The following is a 17,770-nucleotide window of genomic DNA, read 5'->3' as shown; positions in this document are numbered from 1 at the left end:
CTCGACTGTTGTCTCGTGAGCCGTTTACTGCAACGCATTTTAGAAATATGCACAAGATTCCCGATATAGCTCCCTTTCGCGCCAAGTTGAACGAGCTGGATGCGAAGATGTCCGAGCCAGATTTTTACTCCGACCAGAAACGTGCGGCCGAAGTGTCGCGCGAGCATACCCGGCTCTCAGCCCTGATTGAGAAATTCGAAGCCTTCCACGATGCGGAGAAGCAGATTGCCGAAAACAAGGCCTTGGCGGCGGATGCATCGGTGGAAGAAGAACTGCGCGAGATGGCGGAGGAAGAGTTGGAGTCGCTTGAGGCCGAACGCGAAAAGCTTTCCAACGATGTGCTGCGCCTGATGATTCCGCCGGATCCGACCGACAGCCGCAACTCGGTGATGGAAATCCGTGGCGGCGCCGGCGGCGACGAAGCCAACATTTTTGCCGGCGACCTCTACCGCATGTACACGCGTTATGCGGAGTCCAAGGGCTGGCGGGTTGAAATCATGAGCACCAGCCCGGCCGAAACCGGGGGCTTCCGCGAAATCATTTTCAATATCAGCGGAGAAGACGCCTACAAGCACCTCAAGTTCGAGAGCGGGGTGCATCGTGTCCAACGTGTGCCGGTGACCGAAACACAGGGGCGCATTCACACTTCGACGGCCACCGTGGCGGTGTTGCCCGAAGCGGAGGAAGTCGACATCGAGATCAATCCGAACGATCTCGAAATTTCGACCATGCGGGCCTCCGGTGCGGGTGGACAGCACGTGAACACGACCGACTCGGCCGTGATGATGGTGCACAAGCCGACCGGCGTGACGGTGTACTGTGCGGATGAGCGTTCGCAGATCAAGAACCGGGCCAAGGCCCTGGTTGTGATGCGTTCCCGTTTGCTGAAGGCCAAGCAGGATGAGGAAGCGGCCAAATATGCGGCCGAGCGGAAGGGCCAGATCGGCACCGGTGACCGATCCGAGCGAATCCGTACCTACAACTATCCACAGGGGCGTCTGTCCGACCACCGGATCGGGCTGAACCTTTCCCTGCCCCCGGTGATTGACGGGGATCTCGACGGCTTGATCGAGGCCTTGCACAACGTCGACTACGAGGCCCGTATCGAAAATCTCCTCAAGAAGCAGGAAGCCTGAGCGCATGTTGAGCATTCGCGAAGTCAAGGAACGTACCGAGAGCTTTTTCGCCTCCAAGGGAGTGCCGAATCCGAAGCTCGACACGGACATCCTGATTGCGCATTCGCTCGGCATGAAGCGGTTGGAGCTCTATCTGGACATGGATCGTCCGTTGACGGAAGCACAGCTGGCCGAGTTGCGACCTCTGGTGAAGCGGCGGGCCAACCGGGAGCCACTCCAATATATTGTGGGCACGGTCGATTTCTGCGGGCTTCGCCTGAAGACGGACGCCCGTGCCTTAATCCCGCGCCATGAGACCGAGGAACTGGTTGAACTGGTGGTGGAGCAACTGAAAGCTGCGCCGAAGCGTATTCTGGATCTGGGGACCGGAACCGGGGCGCTTGCTTTGGCCCTGGCGACGCAGTATCCCGAGGCGGAAGTCGCCGCAGTCGATTTAAGTGCGGATGCCCTGGACCTGGCGCGGGAAAACGCGCAGGACTCGGTCGGGCCGGAACGTGTCAGCTTTTATCAGGGCAGTTGGTTCGAGCCTTTACCCGAAGGCGCGCCCTTTGACCTGATTGTTTCCAATCCGCCCTATCTGACGGAAGTCGAAATGACAACGGCCGAGCCCGAAGTGACCGGCCATGAGCCGCATTCGGCCCTAGTTTCGGGGAAGGACGGTCTCAATGACCTGCGCCTGATCCTGGCCGAGGTGGCCCATTATCTTGCGCCCGGAGGCTTGCTTGCGATGGAGACCGGGATCGCGCAGAAGGAACAACTGGACGTGTTCTCTGGCCGCGCGGGCTTGAAGGGCCAGTGCCTCGAAGACCTCAGCGGCCGTCCGCGATTTTATTTTGTCCGGCGCTAGCCGAGCCGCCCGCAGCCGGAATGATGCGGGTGGGCAGGCGGTCTAGTTGGCTTCGACGTTGACGGTTGCTTGTGCGGTCTGGCTTGTATCCTTGTCCAGGAATTGTACCCAGTCGGCCATGATGCGGGCGCTTTCACGCAGGTAGATATCGAAGGGGGGTTCATCCTCTTCTTCATCCGCATCGGATTCGGCGACTTGGCTGTCGTCCGCCGGATCGGCTTCTGTCTGCGCTGTGGCATCCTTTTCAGGTTCGGCCTGGTTCTTCTTGGAAATTTCCTCCTGTTCTTCCGCGACCTTGAGCAAGATCTCCTGGGCGAGATAGCTGTTTTCCTTCAAGGTGTCATAGTGGTTGTCAAGTTCCTCGACATAGGACTGTTCACGGACCTTCTTCTCAATTCGCTGCTTCAGGTTGAGTGAGATTTCCTTCTCTTCGAAGCGCTGGTGGCGCCAGTCGATCTGCTGCTTGAGGAATTGAAATTCATCGAGGCTGTCCTGGCGGGCTTGGCTGGAGGCCTGCAAGCTGTCCAGCAGTCCCGGAGCATCCGGGCTGGCGACGCCGATTTTGGCCCAGTCGTTCAGCCAATCCACGGCATCGATTTTGTCCCAGGGCAGCGCATGATCGAGATCCGATTCTCCGATCGGCAGGAACTCGTTGACTGAGGGCAGGATGATGTCGGACGGCACCCCTTTGAGCTGGGTGGAGCTGCCTTCGGGCAGGAAGAACTGCTTGATCGTGATCTTGGTTGCGACCGGGCGTGCCTGTTCGGTGGTATTTTGGAAAAGCGAGAAGGGCATGCGCGTGTTCATGTGGTACACCTCCTGCACCGTGCCTTTGCCGTGGGTGGAGGTGTTGCCGACGATGAGTGCGCGACCGTGGTCTTGCAGGGCGCCGGCCACGATTTCCGAAGCGGAGGCGCTGAAACGGGAAGTCAGGACGATGAGCGGGCCGTCCCAGAGCAGGCTCGGGTCGCGGTCGTTGAGCACATCCTTGCGTCCGTCGGAATCACGGACTTGGACAACCGGTCCGACTGGAATGAAGAGGCCTGCGAGGCGAACGGCTTCACTCAAGAGGCCGCCGCCGTTCATGCGGAGGTCCAGGATGATGCCCTCGGCACCGGCGTCCCGCAGTTTGTTCAAAAGCTCGGCCACATCGTCGGTCGTGGTCGTCAGGGTACCCCCGGCTCCGATGTTGCCGTAGAATGAGGGGAGCACGATCACCCCGACCGGAATGGTTTTTTCGTTGCCGACCGGTACATCGATGAGCTCCGCACTGGCGAGGTTGGCAGTCAGCTTGACCTCGTCGCGGACAAGGGTCACGACCTTGCGGACCGACGGATCCGCGGCGGCGCCGGGGCGGATGAGCAGGCGGACGATGGTGTTTTTCTCGCCCTTGATTTTGCGCACGATGTAGCGCAGTTGCATGTCGACCACGTCTTCAAACTCGCCGTCCTTGCCCTGGGCGACTCCGAGGATCTGGTCTTCCGGTTCCAGATCACCGGATTCTTCCGCCGGGCCACCGGGCAGGATGTCCTTAATGGTACAGATGCCGTCATCATCCTGGAGCAGGGCGCCAATCCCGACAAATGAGTTTTGGACCGAGGTGTTGAAGCTTTCCAAGGTGTCGGCGGAAAGGAAGCTCGAATGCGGGTCAAAGAGCTGGGTCATCGCGTTGACGAAGGACTCCTGGATGTCGGCCGCTTCGCGGTCGAGTGTGAGGCGGAGGTTGCGCTCGTAGCGGCGGTGGATCTTTTCGCGGGCTTCATCCAGGATGCTGGCTTCGAATTCCGGGTCGTTGAGCAGCCGCTCAAGCTTGGCCGGATCGAACTCGTCGGCTTCGACGTCGACCACGTCCGGGTTTTCGGGTTCCAGGGATACGGCCTCATTGTCCTTCGATTCCGCGGCGAGAGAGAGCATTTCGTTCAACAGTTCATACTTCAGGCGCCGCTCCCACAGGGACTGGGCCTCTTCTTTGCTGGCGGGCCAGTCGGCCTCCCGGCGGTCGGGGGCGAAGTTTTCGTCGAGGCTGAAATCGAAATCCCCCTTCAGGCGCTCATAGGCCCATTCGGTCCGGGCCTGTGCGTGTTCCTTGTAGGTGTCGTAGATTTCAAAGGCGGCGTAGAGGTTGCCCTTTTCGAGGAATTTTTCCATCGGTTCGGCAAAACGGAAAACAAAGTCGTCTACCTCGCTGCGCAGGAAGTACATTTTCCCGTAGTCGATCGAAGCGGTGTAGGCCTCCACCATCTCCTTGCCGTCGAGGTGTTGCATGGTCTCGCTCAGGTAGTGCCGGGCATTGATCACATTGACCACCCAGCGGGTCTGTGCGGCCATTTCCTTGGTTGGCTCGAGGCGGGCATTCAGCGCCAGGGCCAAAGGCATGGTCAGGAGCAGCAGAATCGCAGGCTTGGGTAGTTTTCTAGGTATTCTCATGGCTTTGCTTAAATGATAAGGGGGGCGGGGGCTAGCGGCTCAGGATGTCCTTGGCGCGGTCGAGGGTCGATTTTTCCTCCTCGCTGAGGGAGCCGAAGCCACTGGAGTTGATCTTGTCGAGTATGCGGTCCACTTCTTTTTGAAGTTCGTCACGGTTGGTCCGGTTGACCTTGTAGCTATAACTGTGCGAGTTCTGTTTCTTGGACTTGAACCACTTGGGCAGTTCGATGGACGGCTTGCTGCGGCCGGAAGCTTGCCGGGCGGGCGCGCCGGTAAAAAAGAAGCGGTAGTAGGCGATGCCGGCCAACAAGCCACCGAGGTGGGCGGAGTGGGCCACATGGCCGGTGCCGGGAAGTTCATACATGAGCAGGCCAAAGGCGGAAACCGCGAAGCCGATTCTCAAGATCCACTTCGGCTTGACCGTGATGGGAAGCACGAAAAACAAGAGCAGGGTGATCGGCTGTTCCGGTCGGAGCATGCAGAAAAATGCCAGCAGTGCCATGATGGCACCTGAGGCACCGATGACGTTTCCCCTGTCGTTGAAATGGAGCACGAGATAGAGGAGCCCGGAGAGGAAGGCGCTGCCCAGATAGAACCAGAGAAAGCGGTTGCGTCCGAGCATGGGTTCCAGGATGCGCCCGAGCATGAAGAGCATGAACATATTGCCCAGGATGTGCAGCAGGAAAGAGGGCTCGTGCAGGAAGCTGTAGGTCAGCACCGTCCACACCTTCAATTCCTGGAAATTATGGCCGCCCAGTGCGAACCACTTCGTCATGAACTGGTTCGGATATCCGGCAACGCCCGGGAAAAAGACATTCAGGGCGTTTTGAAGAATGAATACCGCGACATTGATGATGATCAAAAGGGTCACCATTGAGAGCCTGCCGGATTCCGGCGTAGGGCCTTGTCGCATGTAAGGGCGGTCGTAAAGCATGCTTGATAGAAAGAAGTGTCGCTTCCGGCGACAGAAGGAAAGACTCCAAGTATTGTATCCTGTTCCCGCTTGGAGCAAGCGTGCAGGCAAAAGACTTTTTTGCCGAGGAATTTGAATTTCCCGAAAAATGGGACATGGATCACCGGGTTCCCGGGCGTGCTTACCGCTTGACTCGGTTCATAAATTCTCGATTCCTCGACACACTATGGCAGAAAAAGACGAAAAATGGCCTGAAAACGTAGCAGGTAAATTCTATGTTGATGAGCAGTGCATTGACTGCGATCTGTGCCGCGAAACCGCGCCCGATTTCTTCAAGCGCAACGAAGATGGCGGTTATTCCTTCGTGTGCAAGCAGCCGGAATCGGCTGAAGACGAAGAATTGTGCATGGAAGCGCTCGAAGGTTGCCCGGTCGAAGCGATCGGCGACGATGGCGAGTAAGTGAATCCAGTTTTAAGAACGGGGGCGTGTTTGCGGACACGTCCCTTTTTTTTGGCTTCATCGTCGGTTTCCGGGAACGAACGGCAGAGGACAGAAGCCTGACCCCTCCGTCTGCGACAAGCGCCGCCACCTTCCCTGAGAAGAGGAGGAGCGTTTATTTTGCAGCCTGCACCTGGAATGCCGCTGAACTGAGGAGGATTCTGCGAACCACAGATGCGCCCGGAGGTGCCCGCCACTCCGCTTCTTTACACCAGTTTCCCCGTCTTTGACGTCGATCCATTTTTTGTGGGGGCGCCAATGCACGCGGTATCAGGAGAAGCGCCGCCAGGCCGACGGAGCGAAGAGCACGAGCACCGCGTAGAGCTCCAGACGCCCCAGGATCATGAGCAGCGAGAGGAAGCACTTGGTGCCGTTGCGGAGGTAGTGGAAATTATCGTAGGGGCCGACCGCGTCAAAGCCCGGGCCCACATTGAAGAGCGTGGCCTGCACGCTGGAAAAGGCGCTGATGAAGGACATGTTCGGCTCGTGCGCCGACACGATAAGAATCGAGATAATCTGGACCGCGACCATCAGGATGAGGAAGTTGAGCACGCTTTGGATCGCGCTCTCGTTCAGGATCTTTCCACCGAAACGCATCGGCATGGTCAGGTTGGGGCGGAAAGCTTGTACGATGCTGCGCCATGCGGCCCGCAGGGCGATGACTATGCGCACCACTTTGACGCCCCCGCCGGTTGAGCCGGAGCAGCCGCCGATAAACATGAGAATGATCAGCAGGATCTTGGAAGAGGGCAGCCAGAGGTCGAAATTGGCGGTCGAGTAGCCGGTAGTTGTCATGATGGACACGACCTGGAAGGTCGCGGTCCGGATCATGTCGTGGTCGGGCAATCGCCCTTCCAGCTCGACCAGATAGAGCGTCATCAAGGCCGAGCTGCCCACAATAATGCCCAAATACCAGTAGACCTCGTTGTTCTGTTTGAGGATGTGTGCCTGTCCTTTGATCAGGCGGATCGCATAGACGAAGGTCGCACCGGCCATGGTCATGAAGACGATGGAGACCCATTCCAGGGCCGGGTTGTTGAATTCCTCGAAGCTGCTGGGTTCCGTACTGAAGCCCCCGGTCGCGATGGTCGTCATGGCGTGGTTGATGGCTTTGAACCAGTCCATGCCACCGAGTTTGTAGGCGAGGGTGCAGGCCAGTGAGATCCCCAGGTAGTAGACCATCAACTGGAAGGCCCCGCTCTGAATGCGGCCGTGGTCGAAATCGGCGGAGGTCCCGGAGGATTCATTACTGAAGAGGATCTTGGCGCCCGCTCCGAGCGAGGAGAGCAGGGCCACGAAAAAGACTACGACCCCGAGGCCGCCCACCCATTGGCTGAGGGAGCGCCAGAAGAGCAGGCTCTTGGGGAAATCATAAAACTGCGGAAACGCGGTGGAACCCGTGGTGGTGAAGCCCGAGGCACTCTCGAAGATGGCGTCGGCAAAGTTGCAGTTTTCGACGATGAGGAAGTAGGGCAATGCGCCGACCGCGGTCGAGAGCAGCCAGGACAAGCCGATCAGGCAGAGGGCCTCGCGGCGAAACAGCTTGGCCTCGCCCCGGCGGCCCAGGATGTGAAGGATCGCGGCCAGACCGAGTGAAACCCCGATGGTCTGGTAGAATGCGATCATTGAGGGGTCCGTGAGGGCCTCGCCCATGGCTAATCCGGCAACGGCACAGGCGGCAAAGGCGCCGCAGAGGGCGAGCAGTACCATGCTCAGGAGTCGGTAAATAATCGCGGTATTCACGGATGTTTCCTAGACCAGCGTTTCCATCAGGGCTTTTTCCTGCCCTTCACCAACCACCACAACCAAGCGGTCGCCGGCCAGAATGGTGTCGTCCGCGCCGGGAACCTTGGCTTTGAATTTGTGCAGGAGTGCCACGAAGAGGCAACCGCGGGGGAGCTGGATATCCTTCACCTTGCGGCCGACGCAGGGGCTGGAGTGATTGATCCGCAGCTCGAGGATGCGGCCGCTGCCATCCGGCATCTCTGCCAGGTTGGTCACCTTTTCGGAGGAAAGGGTGCGGCGCATGAAATCGGCCGTCGCGCTGCGGGGCGAGACCACCACCTCGATCGAGAGGTAGCTGCGGAGCATGCCCAGCAACTCGTCATAGTCGCCCTTGTTGATCACCAGCTGTACATGCTTGGCGCCGAGTTTGGAGGCCTGGATGCAGGTCAGGATGTTTTCCTCGTCGTCCTTGGTGCAGGCGACAAAGTAGTCCGCACTCCCGATTTGTTCCTCCTCCATCAGGCGGAGCGAGGTGGCGTCCCCGTTGATCACGGTGATGCGTGGGAAGCGTTCCGCCAAGGTCCGGCATTTTTCCGCATCCTTCTCGATCACGCGGATCTTGAAGCGCGGGTTGCTCAACAGGCGGATGAGGCTGATGGCGGTCTCGCTGCCCCCGAATAGCACGACACGCGCGAGCTCCACTTTTTTCTTCGGGTCGAATTTTTCGCGGAGTGCAAAGAGTGCTTCAGGGTGGCCGAAGAGTGTGACGATATCCCCCTCGCTCAGAGTGGTGTCGGCATTGGCCACCTCCGTACAGCCGTCCCGCTGCACGTAACCCACGCGCACCCGTGAGTCGAGCTTCAGGTCTTTCAGCTTGCGCCCGACCAGCCGGGAGCCGGCGGCAACTGACTGCTGCTGCACCTCGATTTGGCCGCGGGCGAAGTTTTCCACCGCCACGCGACCCGGATTACGGATGGCCTTGGCCAGTTCCACCGCACAGATCGCTTCCGGGTTGACCAGAAGGTCGATCCCGAAGTGCAACTGGTAGTTGATGACCGAGTTGTCGCTGTAGGTCTCGTCATGGATCCGCGCAATCGTGTTCTTGGCGCCCAGGCCTTTGGCCAGAGAGCAGGAGATCAGGTTCGTCCGGTCGTCGCTGGTCATGGCCAGGAAGGCGTCACAGTTGGCCACGTCGAGATCCACCAACTGGCGGGCGGAGCTGCCGTTGCCGGTCACGATCCGTGCATTCTGCTCCTCGTCGAGTCGTTCACAACGTTGCTGCGATTGCTCCACCAGGGTGACATCGTGCTTTTCGGCCGCCAGTGTCGTGCAAAGATTATGGCCGACTTCGCCGGCACCTACGATGATGATCTTCATAGTGAGGTGTTTTACTCAAGCGCGCTATGCTGATACTTTGGGCGCGTATTACCAGAAGTTTCTACTGTGCCATTCTGACTCGAATTTGGCGTCTGGGGGGAGCGATGTCGGCATGCCTCCTCGGTCTCCGCGGCCGTTTTCATCTGACTCTTAATCCTTCCCAAGCCGTATGGCCTGCCGAAGCGAGACGGGATTAAGATTAAGAGTAGGAGTAAGAGTAGCGGGGGGCTTAGAGGAGGGCGACTTCCACGCCGAAGCTGGAGCTGCCTCCGGCTTCGACCGCATGCAGGCCCTTGCCGTGTTCGGGGCTGTTCGGCGGTCCCATCCAGGGCTCCACGCAATAGAAGGGGCTATCCGCGGCTTCGGTCCAGATGACGAATGCATTCCAGGTGGAGTAACTGTCACAGTCGTTCAGGATACGAACGCCCACATCCTCCTCGCCACCCTTCGGGCCGAAAATGGCGGTGTCCCCAGTCAGGCGGCTGAAGATGCGGTCACTGTTTTCGGGATCGCCGAAAGAGCCTTCCTTGTCGAAGGGCTTGATGGGAACGAGGGAGCCGTCCGGGGCATGGCTGAAGCACTTCTTGGCCGGGATCTGGAAGCGGTAGTCGTCGCGGCTCAGCCCCTCATGCCAAGGCAGGGTGAAGTAGAAGTGATGCCCGGCCGACCAGAGGATTGGTTGGTCCCCGAAGTTTTCCAGCTTGAGATAGACGCGGAAGGCCACCTCCTCGAATTCGTAACGCACGCTGAAGCGGTAATCGAAGGGGTAGGCCTCCTGGTCGATTTCCGTGGGTTGCAGGACCGCGGTGAATCCGGTGTCGCTGATCTCGGCCAGCTCAAAGTGTCCCTCCCGGCTGAAGCCGTGCTGGGGCATCGGGCGCACCGTTCCATGCTGGTCTTTCCAGTAACCGATCTTGCCGTTATGAAAGGTTCTTGCTGAGAAGGGAAAGAGGATCGGGTTGCCGCCGCGCACCTTCGGAAACTTGTCGAAATCGGCGTTTTCCGGCCAGTGGATGACATCGCGAAACGAGCCGTCCGACATGCGCAGGTGCCAGTTCATAAGTCGCGCGCCCAGCTCGGGACGGGCGAGGTAGGTAGAAGGGCCGCAACTCCAGCGGTGGAGCTTATGTCCGTTGTAATCGATCGTTTCCATGGATAGACCCATCTTTAGAGAACGCTTGGGTGGAAACGCCAGCTGATAATACCGGAACGGTATAAATCCAATCCCAGCGATTTGAACCGACTTGGCTTGCCATGGTAAAAGTGAACTGCATGCTGGAGGCCAATGACACTGCGTCATCATCTACTCTTGTTTTCTACGTTATGCCTCGGCTGGCTCCAGCCCTCAATCGCCGAAGAGCCGGTACCCGCTGAACCCGTCATCGACGGACCCTCGGCGGTGTATGTCATTCCCATTACAGACGCGATCAACAAGCCGAACCTGTACGTCCTCCGCCGGGGCTTGAAGGAAGCGATTGCGAACAAGGCCGAGATGGTGATCCTTGATATGGATACGCCGGGCGGACGTGTGGATTATACGCTTGAGATGATGGAGATGCTCAACCGTTTTGACGGGCTCACCGCGACCTATGTGAATGATGATGCCATTTCGGCGGGCTCCTTCATCGCTGCGGCAACCCGGGAAATCTACTTTTCACCCCGTGGGAAAATGGGGGCCTCCGCCGTGATCCAGGGAACGGGCGGGGATGTGCCGGAAACCGCGCGTCAGAAGATTGAAAGTTACCTGCGGGCGAACATCCGGGTGATGACGGAGGACTACCCCTACCGTTCCGATGTCATTCGTGCGATGTTGGATGCCGAGTTTGAACTTAAGGTCGGGGATGAAGTGATCAAGCCCAAGGGTGAGTTGCTCACCTTGACCGCGAAGGAAGCGATGCAGGAATATGGCGACCCGCCTCAGCCCCTGCTTGGTGCGGGCATCTATGACTCGCTGAATGAGCTGTTGGATGCCCGCTTCGGTGAGGGGAACTATGTGATCAGTGACTTTCATATCAGCTATTCCGAGGACATCGCCAAGTGGATGAACACCTTCGCGCCGGCCTTGCTCGGCCTCGGGATGTTGGCGCTTTTTATTGAGTTCAAGACGCCCGGCTTCGGCATCTTCGGCATCGCCGGTATCCTCTTGCTGGGAATCTTCTTTATCAGTAACTACATCGCGGGTTTGGCCGGCAACGAGGTCATCGTCGTTTTTGCCCTGGGCATCCTGCTCGTGCTCATCGAGATCCTCTTTTTTCCCGGTACGCTGGTGTTCGGCATCAGCGGGATCTGTATGATTTTCGGCTCACTGCTCTGGGCGATGGTTGACTACTGGCCGGACCAGGGGTTTGAGATCAATGGGGATATGTTGGCCCAGCCCCTGGTCAACCTGGTGCTCGGAATGGGCATCGCGGTCTTCGGTGCGCTCCTGATCTGGCGCTTTCTTCCGGGGTCCTTTCTGGAACGCAGCATCGTGCTGACCTCCGCCGCAGGGGGCAGCAGCGAGGCGGTCCATGAACTGCGCGAGTCGGTCTGGCCGCGTGCGGGCGAGATCGGGCTGGCGGTGACGGCCCTGCATCCGGGCGGCCGGGTCGAATTCAAAGGGCGGCGTTACGAAGCGCGCTCGCAGGTGGGCGCAATTGACCGGGGTGCCAAGGTTCGGGTCGTGCAAAGCGGCGATTTCGGACTGGTGGTTGAGGAGGTGAGCGAATGAGCTTGATCATCGGACTGATCCTCGCCGCACTCGTGTTGGTCTTTTTCGAAGTCTTGCTGCCGGGCGGCATTCTCGGGCTCATCGCCGCGGTTTGTGTGATCGCCGCCACCGTGTATGCAGGATTGGACTACGGCTTGGTGCCGGCGGTCCTTGTTTTTGTCGGCTCGATCTTTGCCTGTCTGGTCCTGACTGTGATCGAGTTCAAGATTTTCGCCAAGACACGCTACGGGCAGAAGTTCTTCCTCAAGAGTGCCGTGACCGGCCACTCCAATGTGGAACAATCCGACGATAGCATCGTCGGGAAATCCGGCGAAACGGTGACGCGGCTGAATCCTTCGGGTAAGGTCGCCATCGGTGGCCGGCACTACGAGGCTTATTCCGAAGACGGTTATATCGAGGCCGGTACCACGGTGAAGGTCGTTGCCAAGGATAATTTTAAACTCATCATCAAACCACTATGAATACACTCCCCCTCATTCCTCTTGCCTTGGTTGGCTGGCAGATCGGTGTCGCTGCGATACTCGGTTTATGTCTGCTGATCCTGGGTTTCGTCTTTGTCGCCTACATCGGGATATTTGTGAAGTCCTGGCTGGCCGGTGCGACGGTCGGATTTCCCACATTGATCGCCATGCGCCTGCGGGGGGTGCCGGCTTCCCTCATTGTGGATGCCCGTATTACCGCAGTGAAAGCCGGCATTTTACTGTCCACCGATGAACTCGAAGCACACTACCTGGCGGAAGGTAACGTGGTGCAAACCGTCCAGGCGCTCATTGCCGCGGACAAGGCGAACATCCGCCTCGATTGGCAGCGCGCCTGTGCGATCGACCTGGCAACCAAGGGCACCGGCAAGTCCGTGCTCGAAGCGGTGCGTACCTCCATCAACCCGAAAGTGATCGAATGCCCGAACCCTGAATCCGGACGCCGCAGCATTGACGGTGTGGCCAAGGACGGCATCCAGGTGAAAGCCCGAGCCCGTGTGACCGTGCGTTCGAATCTCGATAATTATGTGGGCAGCGCGCTGGAGGAAACCATTATTGCCCGGGTGGGTGAAGGTATCGTGACCACGATTGGTTCGGCGGATTCCTACAAGGACGTGCTCGAGTCGCCGGACAAGATTTCCAAGGTGGTGCTGGAGCGCGGCCTGGATGTGGGCACTGCCTTCGAGATCCTTTCGATCGACATCGCCGACGTGGATGTGGGCGAGAATATCGGTGCGAAATTGCAGGAGTCCCAAGCTGAAGCCGATAAGAACGTGGCCCAGGCCAAGGCGGAAATGCGTCGTGCCGCAGCCGTTGCGCTGGAGCAGGAAATGAAGGCCAAGGTCGAGGAAATGAGCGCCAAGGTGGTTGAAGCCGAAGCCCAGGTGCCGCTCGCCCTTGCCGAAGCGTTCCGCTCCGGTAATCTTGGCGTCATGGATTACTATCGCCTGAACAATATCAAGGCGGATACCGACATGCGTGATTCGATCTCCAAGGGAGGCGAAAACAAATAGCCATCGTCTCTGACCGGCACCTCGTATGGACAATCTCTTAGAGTTCATCATCCCGCTGATCGTCGCGGGGGTCTACTTCTTCATCAACTTCCTGTCGAACCGGGCGAGTGGTGGCGAAGAAGATCCCCGGCGTCGGGGCCGTGGCGGCGTTGATCCGGACGTGCTGGAACGCCAGCGCAGGATCCAGGAGGAAATCCGACGCAAGATCATGGAACGGCGTCAGGCGGCGTCCGGTGCTGAGACCCCGCCGGTTGCCACGGAGGCGGCGCCCCGGGCGGAAGAATTACGTCAACGCCGGGCAGAGATCGAACACCGGCGCGAACTCCGCGAACGCCAGAAAGCGGTTCGCGAACGTGCCCGGGGAACGGTTGAAGCGCCGCACGGCCAGCCTGCTCATGCGGGGCCGGATCCAGTGTCGCCCACCTTCGCCTATGAGCAAAACATGCAGGCGCAGTTGGAACGGATTGAGGAAACCAAGCGTCGGGCGGCCGCCTTGAAAAAGCAGGCCAATGCCGCTGGCGTCAAGGTGCGAGGGGCCCGCACTCACACCGCCCGATCGGAGGGGCGCGGTATTTTGTCAGGCCCGATCCGTGAGAATTTAAGCGATCCCCAGGCTGCCCGGGCCGCTTTCCTGTACGGTGAAGTCCTTGGGCGTCCCCTCAGCTTGCGCAAGGGTGGGAGCGAGGTCCCTGGATTGGGGAGCTAAGAGGCCGGAGGCCTCAGGGAGGGTGAAGGATGAAACCTGAAGTCAAATTGTGGCGTGTCCCATGGTGACAAACTGAATGCACCTGCAGCATTCTTGAGCGCAGACCGACTCCGCGCTTCCCGCATCGTGGATCTCGGATCCCCCGCGGGACCTAATCCAAGGTGATCTTGGCGGTGCCGGAGGCGCCGGGGCGCATGCGCTCGCCATTCTGTTCGATTACCAGGTTTTCACCGGCGGTGAACATGACATCGACCGGGCCGGTCTTGGTCAGGGGGATTTCGTCCCCGGAGCTGAGTGTGCCCTTGTAGATGACCTGATTGTCCTGCTTCTGCTTGACCATCACATACACGGTACCGTTGGCGATGAGCTTCAGGCTGCTGGTTGTCGCCGGCAGGCTGGGAGGCTCGACCGGTATATCGACACTTGAGGTGATGGCACTGTCTGTTCCGTTGTCGGCCGGTACGGCATCGTCCCCGCCGCCCAGGATGGCTTTGATCAGGCCAAAGACCACAATGACAAATGCGAGCGTACCGACGAAGATGAGGCCGGCCTTGATGTAAAAGATCTTGTCGCTCTCTTCGTCCGAGCCGGCTTGATCTTCCGCTTCGTCGTTTTCGTCCACTTTGGCCGGTGACGGAGTCGAGCTGATGCGGCCCATACTCGCGCCCGGTGTGCTGCTGCGCTCGCCGTTGCCTCCGGCGGCTTCAGGCTCTGCGGTTCCGGCCGGTGACTTTTTCAGGTCCATGGTCCCGAAGAGCTCGGCACCGTTTTTGCGGCCCAGACGGGTATGGCTCAGCTGCTGTGCGTGGTAGTCGGTCAGGACCTTTTCCGGGTCGAGACGAAGGTAGCGCGCATAGTTTTTGATGAAACCATTCTTGTAGATCTCCGGCAGTTCGAAATCGAATTTGTTCTGCTCAATGCTACTGAGGAAATCACTCCGGATCTTGGTTGCTTCGGCTGCTTCACGCAGCGATATACCCTTCCGTTTGCGCGCTTCTTCTAGTCGTTCCCCAATGGTTTGCATGAATGCAGTCATATTTGAGGAGCTTCCTATGTCACCGCAAGCATGAATGCGCAGCAATGGATGGAGGAAAGCGCTCCTGTGTCATGAATTCCCCGCCTATCCCGGGGAGTTTTTTGCCCGGTAGACTCAGCTCAGGACAAAGAGCAGGTCGCCCCATTCTCCGTCCTGGCGGCTGTCGATGTGTAGCTTGTCCTCGGGTCGCAGTGCGGCGAAGCGTGCCTCGTAGTGACTGCGTACCTGATCGAGTTCCTTGGTGAGGATGCCGCTGAGCGCCATAGTGCCGCCGGACTTGACGCCCATGACAACCGGATCGGAATGCGGGATGAGGACATCGGTCTGGATGTTGGCCATAAGGAAGTCGGCCTGGCGGCCGGCCAGTCCTTTTTCCAGGTCGGCGACCGCGAACTCAATTGCGGGGATGTGCGGATTTTCCCCGGCGTTGCTGTGGCAGACCACGATGGCTTCCGGGTCGAAGTCGAAACCGAAGATTTTCTTGAAGCCTAGTGCCGCGGCGGAAAACGCCAGCACGCCGGAGCCGCAGCCCGCATCGATCACATCGGCGCTTTCGCGCGCATCCGGATGGGTTTCCAGGTAGTCGAGGAGGCGGCGGGCACAGAGGCGGGTGGTTTCATGGCTGCCGGTGCCGAACGCCATGCCGGCGTCCAGATACACGGTCGCGGACCCTGCCGGCGGCGTGATTGTCTCGCGCTCCCAGAGCGGGATCCAGTGCAGTTGGCGGTCGCTCCACGGCTTGACGAATTCCTTGTAGGCATTTTGCCAGTCGGCATCCTCGATGACATTCAGCTCGAAGTCTTCCGGCAGGCCGGGGAAGTCCGCGCGGAGTTCGGCCAGCGCGGCATCGGCGGTGGCTTCGTCAGGAAAGATGCCGAAGACTTCATAGGGGTCGTGCTTTTCCTTTTGCATGACCCCCCAGGCGATGGCCTCGGTTTCGTAAAAGTAGCTTTCCAGCTGGTCGGCCAGTTCTTCGGAGATTTCCGCGCGGAGTTCGATTTGTGTGCTCACGGTAGGTGAAAGTGGTTCGGTTGCAGGCGAGGGGGCATCCCCCGATCCGCTAAATTAGTACATGCGGCCGGGCCGTAAAGCCTCGGCTGCGGCATTATTTCAAGTCACCTTTGCTCAGGCGTGCGACCACATCGGGAAGGAGTTGATGCTCCGCGATGTGGACCTTCTTCTCCAGGATCTCGAGGGTATCCTTCGCTTCGATACGCACGGGCTTCTGGTCGATGATCGGTCCGCCGTCGAGATCCGAGGTGACCCAGTGCACTGTGCAACCGGTGATCTTCACGCCATGGTCAAAGGCCTGCTGGATACCCTTGGCCCCTTTGAAGCTGGGCAGCAGGCTGGGGTGGAGGTTGATGATCCGGCCTTTGAATGCCTCGATGAATCGGGGACTGAGGATGCGCATGAAACCCGCCAGCACGATGAGCTGGGGCGAGAAGGACTCGATCCGCTCGATGTAGGCGGTTTCCGCTTCTTCGGTCAGGCGTGCCCCTTTGCGGCCAGGGTCCAGGTAAATCGCCGGAACCTGGTACTTCTGGCCCAGTTCCAGAATGCGGACGTCTTCGTGGTCGCTGAGGATCGCCGCAATCTTGGCCATGCCGAGCTGTTTGGCGGCTTCCGCTTTCAAGAGTGCTTCGGCATTGGTCCCGCGACCGGAACCGAGGATGACGATGGGATAGGCCATGTATGTGGAGGACTGTGGGTGAGTGGAAAGGGAGCGTCCGCGTTGCTTCGCTGGAGGCTCCTATTTGAAGAACTTCTTGGCTTTCTCGACGAAGGATTCGCTGACCGGGTTGCCGGCATCGCCGCAGGCGTCCGCAAAGGATTCGAGTGCCGCCTTTTGTTCGTTGTTCAGCTTGGTTGGCACTTCCACCTGCACACGAATCAGCATGTCGCCGTTGCCGCCCCCGCGCAGGTGCGGTACGCCCTGTCCGCGCAGGCGGAAGGTGGTCCCGGTCTGGGTGCCGGTGGGGATCTTCAGGTTGCCCTTGCCGAAGAGGGTCGGTACGTTGATCGAGCCCCCCAGCGCCGCCAGGGTGAATTTGATCGGCACTTCACAGAAGAGGTCGTCATCATGGCGTTCGAAGAGTTCGTGCTCCTTGACATGGATGATGATGTAAAGGTCGCCGGCTTGACCGCCCATTTGTCCGGCTTCGCCTTTGCCGGCGGAGCGGAGCTTGGATCCGGTGTGGACGCCGGCGGGGATGCGGACCTTGACTGTGCTCGAGTCCATCACCCGGCCTTCGCCGTGGCAGCTGGTGCAGGGCTTTTCGATCGTTTGCCCTGCGCCCTGACAGCTCGGGCAGACTTGCCGGAAGCTGATGAAGCCGCGGTTCGAAGTGACTTGGCCGGCACCGCCGCAGGTCGGGCAGGTGACTTTTTTCGATCCCGGTTCCGCCCCGGAACCATGGCATTGCTTGCACTCGACCGGACGACGGTAACGAATTTCTTTCTCGGTGCCCTTGGCCGCTTCTTCCAGGGTGATTTCCAGGTCATAGCGCAGGTCGGCTCCGTGCTGGGCGCCCCCGCTGGAGCGTCCGCCCCCACCTCCGAAGAATTCCTCGAAGATCCCGCCGCCGCCGCCACCGAAGGCTTCGCGGAAGATATCGAAGGGGTCGTGGAAGCCGCCCGCACCGGCGCCGCCGGCCCGGCCCATGCCGCCGCCCTGGAAGGCGGCGTGGCCAAAGCGGTCATAGGCGGCACGCTTTTCCTCGTCCTTGAGGATATCGTAGGCCTCGGAGACTTCCTTGAACTTGGCTTCGGCTTCGGCGTCTCCCGGATTCTTGTCCGGGTGGTACTTGACCGCCATCTTGCGGTAAGCCTTCTTCAGTTCGTCGGCCGAGGCCTCCTTGTTGACGCCTAGAATTTCGTAGTAATCGCGTTTCGACATGTT

General features: G+C 59.3%; 16 protein-coding genes. 7 read left to right on the top strand and 9 right to left on the bottom strand.

Annotated features, from left to right (window positions below; all coding sequences use genetic code 11):
- Positions 1 to 47 precede the first annotated feature (47 nt).
- Positions 48 to 1,136 (top strand): peptide chain release factor 1, encoded by a 1,089-nt coding sequence (gene prfA, locus O2597_RS08465; protein WP_269523931.1) that lies wholly within the window; start codon positions 48 to 50, stop codon positions 1,134 to 1,136.
- 4 nt (positions 1,137 to 1,140) lie between these two features.
- Positions 1,141 to 1,983: a peptide chain release factor N(5)-glutamine methyltransferase gene (gene prmC, locus O2597_RS08460; protein WP_269523930.1), complete on the top strand. Its 843-nt coding sequence runs from the start codon at positions 1,141 to 1,143 to the stop codon at positions 1,981 to 1,983.
- 42 nt (positions 1,984 to 2,025) lie between these two features.
- On the opposite strand, the gene O2597_RS08455 is transcribed toward prmC, so the two are convergent.
- Positions 2,026 to 4,410 (bottom strand): carboxy terminal-processing peptidase, encoded by a 2,385-nt coding sequence (locus tag O2597_RS08455; RefSeq protein WP_269523929.1) that lies wholly within the window; start codon positions 4,408 to 4,410, stop codon positions 2,026 to 2,028.
- Positions 4,411 to 4,441: 31 nt separating this feature from the next.
- On the bottom strand, positions 4,442 to 5,323 hold the full coding sequence (locus O2597_RS08450; RefSeq protein WP_269523928.1) for a rhomboid family intramembrane serine protease: 882 nt from the start codon (positions 5,321 to 5,323) through the stop codon (positions 4,442 to 4,444).
- Positions 5,324 to 5,549: 226 nt separating this feature from the next.
- Here O2597_RS08450 and O2597_RS08445 point away from each other — a divergent pair, with 226 nt between their 5' ends.
- Entirely contained in the window at positions 5,550 to 5,783 is a 234-nt protein-coding gene (locus O2597_RS08445) for a ferredoxin (RefSeq protein ID WP_269523927.1), read from the top strand.
- A gap of 309 nt (positions 5,784 to 6,092) precedes the next feature.
- On the opposite strand, the gene O2597_RS08440 is transcribed toward O2597_RS08445, so the two are convergent.
- From O2597_RS08440 to O2597_RS08430, 3 genes are all read right to left on the bottom strand, one after another.
- Entirely contained in the window at positions 6,093 to 7,565 is a 1,473-nt protein-coding gene (locus O2597_RS08440; RefSeq protein WP_269523926.1) for a TrkH family potassium uptake protein, read from the bottom strand.
- A gap of 9 nt (positions 7,566 to 7,574) precedes the next feature.
- A complete protein-coding gene (trkA, locus tag O2597_RS08435) occupies positions 7,575 to 8,924 on the bottom strand; it encodes a Trk system potassium transporter TrkA (protein ID WP_269523925.1) in 1,350 nt (449 codons plus the stop codon).
- Positions 8,925 to 9,153: 229 nt separating this feature from the next.
- Complete coding sequence (locus tag O2597_RS08430) at positions 9,154 to 10,077, bottom strand: aldose epimerase family protein (RefSeq protein ID WP_269523924.1); 924 nt, start codon at positions 10,075 to 10,077, stop codon at positions 9,154 to 9,156.
- Positions 10,078 to 10,233: 156 nt separating this feature from the next.
- Here O2597_RS08430 and O2597_RS08425 point away from each other — a divergent pair, with 156 nt between their 5' ends.
- Genes O2597_RS08425 through O2597_RS08410 form a run of 4 tightly spaced genes read left to right on the top strand, consistent with a single transcriptional unit; the run spans position 10,234 to position 13,832 of the window.
- Positions 10,234 to 11,634 carry an NfeD family protein gene (locus O2597_RS08425; protein WP_269523923.1) on the top strand — a complete coding sequence of 467 codons (1,401 nt, stop codon included), beginning with the start codon at positions 10,234 to 10,236 and terminating at the stop codon, positions 11,632 to 11,634.
- Positions 11,631 to 12,095, top strand: a complete 465-nt coding sequence (locus tag O2597_RS08420) for an NfeD family protein (protein WP_269523922.1) — start codon at positions 11,631 to 11,633, stop codon at positions 12,093 to 12,095. Before O2597_RS08425 ends, O2597_RS08420 begins: the two co-directional genes overlap by 4 nt.
- Positions 12,092 to 13,126: a flotillin-like protein FloA gene (floA, locus tag O2597_RS08415; RefSeq protein WP_269523921.1), complete on the top strand. Its 1,035-nt coding sequence runs from the start codon at positions 12,092 to 12,094 to the stop codon at positions 13,124 to 13,126. The genes O2597_RS08420 and floA overlap by 4 nt, the downstream gene beginning before the upstream one ends.
- A 25-nt stretch (positions 13,127 to 13,151) precedes the next feature.
- Entirely contained in the window at positions 13,152 to 13,832 is a 681-nt protein-coding gene (locus tag O2597_RS08410; protein ID WP_269523920.1) for a hypothetical protein, read from the top strand.
- A 151-nt stretch (positions 13,833 to 13,983) separates the two neighbouring features.
- Here O2597_RS08410 and O2597_RS08405 read toward each other — a convergent pair whose 3' ends face one another.
- From O2597_RS08405 to dnaJ, 4 genes are all read right to left on the bottom strand, one after another.
- The gene (locus tag O2597_RS08405) at positions 13,984 to 14,856 is read right to left on the bottom strand and encodes a helix-turn-helix domain-containing protein (RefSeq protein ID WP_269523919.1); all 873 of its coding nucleotides are present in this window, start codon (positions 14,854 to 14,856) and stop codon (positions 13,984 to 13,986) included.
- A 126-nt stretch (positions 14,857 to 14,982) separates the two neighbouring features.
- The gene (locus O2597_RS08400; RefSeq protein WP_269523918.1) at positions 14,983 to 15,879 is read right to left on the bottom strand and encodes a 50S ribosomal protein L11 methyltransferase; all 897 of its coding nucleotides are present in this window, start codon (positions 15,877 to 15,879) and stop codon (positions 14,983 to 14,985) included.
- A 94-nt stretch (positions 15,880 to 15,973) separates the two neighbouring features.
- Positions 15,974 to 16,561: a phosphoribosylglycinamide formyltransferase gene (purN, locus tag O2597_RS08395; RefSeq protein WP_269523917.1), complete on the bottom strand. Its 588-nt coding sequence runs from the start codon at positions 16,559 to 16,561 to the stop codon at positions 15,974 to 15,976.
- 60 nt (positions 16,562 to 16,621) lie between these two features.
- Complete coding sequence (gene dnaJ / locus O2597_RS08390) at positions 16,622 to 17,767, bottom strand: molecular chaperone DnaJ (RefSeq protein WP_269523916.1); 1,146 nt, start codon at positions 17,765 to 17,767, stop codon at positions 16,622 to 16,624.
- Positions 17,768 to 17,770: the final 3 nt, after the last annotated feature.

Source organism: Coraliomargarita parva (assembly GCF_027257905.1).
Classification (GTDB): domain Bacteria; phylum Verrucomicrobiota; class Verrucomicrobiia; order Opitutales; family Coraliomargaritaceae; genus Coraliomargarita_A; species Coraliomargarita_A parva.
Note: the sequence above shows the minus strand (reverse complement) of the source record. Positions and strands in the feature narration are given on the sequence as shown.

Excerpts from the sequence above, each read along its gene's own strand:
- prfA (WP_269523931.1), top strand. The coding sequence starts at position 48 with ATGCACAAGATTCCCGATATAGCTCCCTTTCGCGCCAAGTTGAACGAG.
- purN (WP_269523917.1), bottom strand. The coding sequence starts at position 16,561 with ATGGCCTATCCCATCGTCATCCTCGGTTCCGGTCGCGGGACCAATGCC.
- dnaJ (WP_269523916.1), bottom strand. The coding sequence starts at position 17,767 with ATGTCGAAACGCGATTACTACGAAATTCTAGGCGTCAACAAGGAGGCC.
- O2597_RS08455 (WP_269523929.1), bottom strand. The coding sequence starts at position 4,410 with ATGAGAATACCTAGAAAACTACCCAAGCCTGCGATTCTGCTGCTCCTG.
- prmC (WP_269523930.1), top strand. The coding sequence starts at position 1,141 with ATGTTGAGCATTCGCGAAGTCAAGGAACGTACCGAGAGCTTTTTCGCC.
- O2597_RS08445 (WP_269523927.1), top strand. The coding sequence starts at position 5,550 with ATGGCAGAAAAAGACGAAAAATGGCCTGAAAACGTAGCAGGTAAATTC.
- trkA (WP_269523925.1), bottom strand. The coding sequence starts at position 8,924 with ATGAAGATCATCATCGTAGGTGCCGGCGAAGTCGGCCATAATCTTTGC.
- O2597_RS08450 (WP_269523928.1), bottom strand. The coding sequence starts at position 5,323 with ATGCGACAAGGCCCTACGCCGGAATCCGGCAGGCTCTCAATGGTGACC.
- O2597_RS08405 (WP_269523919.1), bottom strand. The coding sequence starts at position 14,856 with ATGCAAACCATTGGGGAACGACTAGAAGAAGCGCGCAAACGGAAGGGT.
- O2597_RS08410 (WP_269523920.1), top strand. The coding sequence starts at position 13,152 with ATGGACAATCTCTTAGAGTTCATCATCCCGCTGATCGTCGCGGGGGTC.
- O2597_RS08430 (WP_269523924.1), bottom strand. The coding sequence starts at position 10,077 with ATGGAAACGATCGATTACAACGGACATAAGCTCCACCGCTGGAGTTGC.
- floA (WP_269523921.1), top strand. The coding sequence starts at position 12,092 with ATGAATACACTCCCCCTCATTCCTCTTGCCTTGGTTGGCTGGCAGATC.
- O2597_RS08420 (WP_269523922.1), top strand. The coding sequence starts at position 11,631 with ATGAGCTTGATCATCGGACTGATCCTCGCCGCACTCGTGTTGGTCTTT.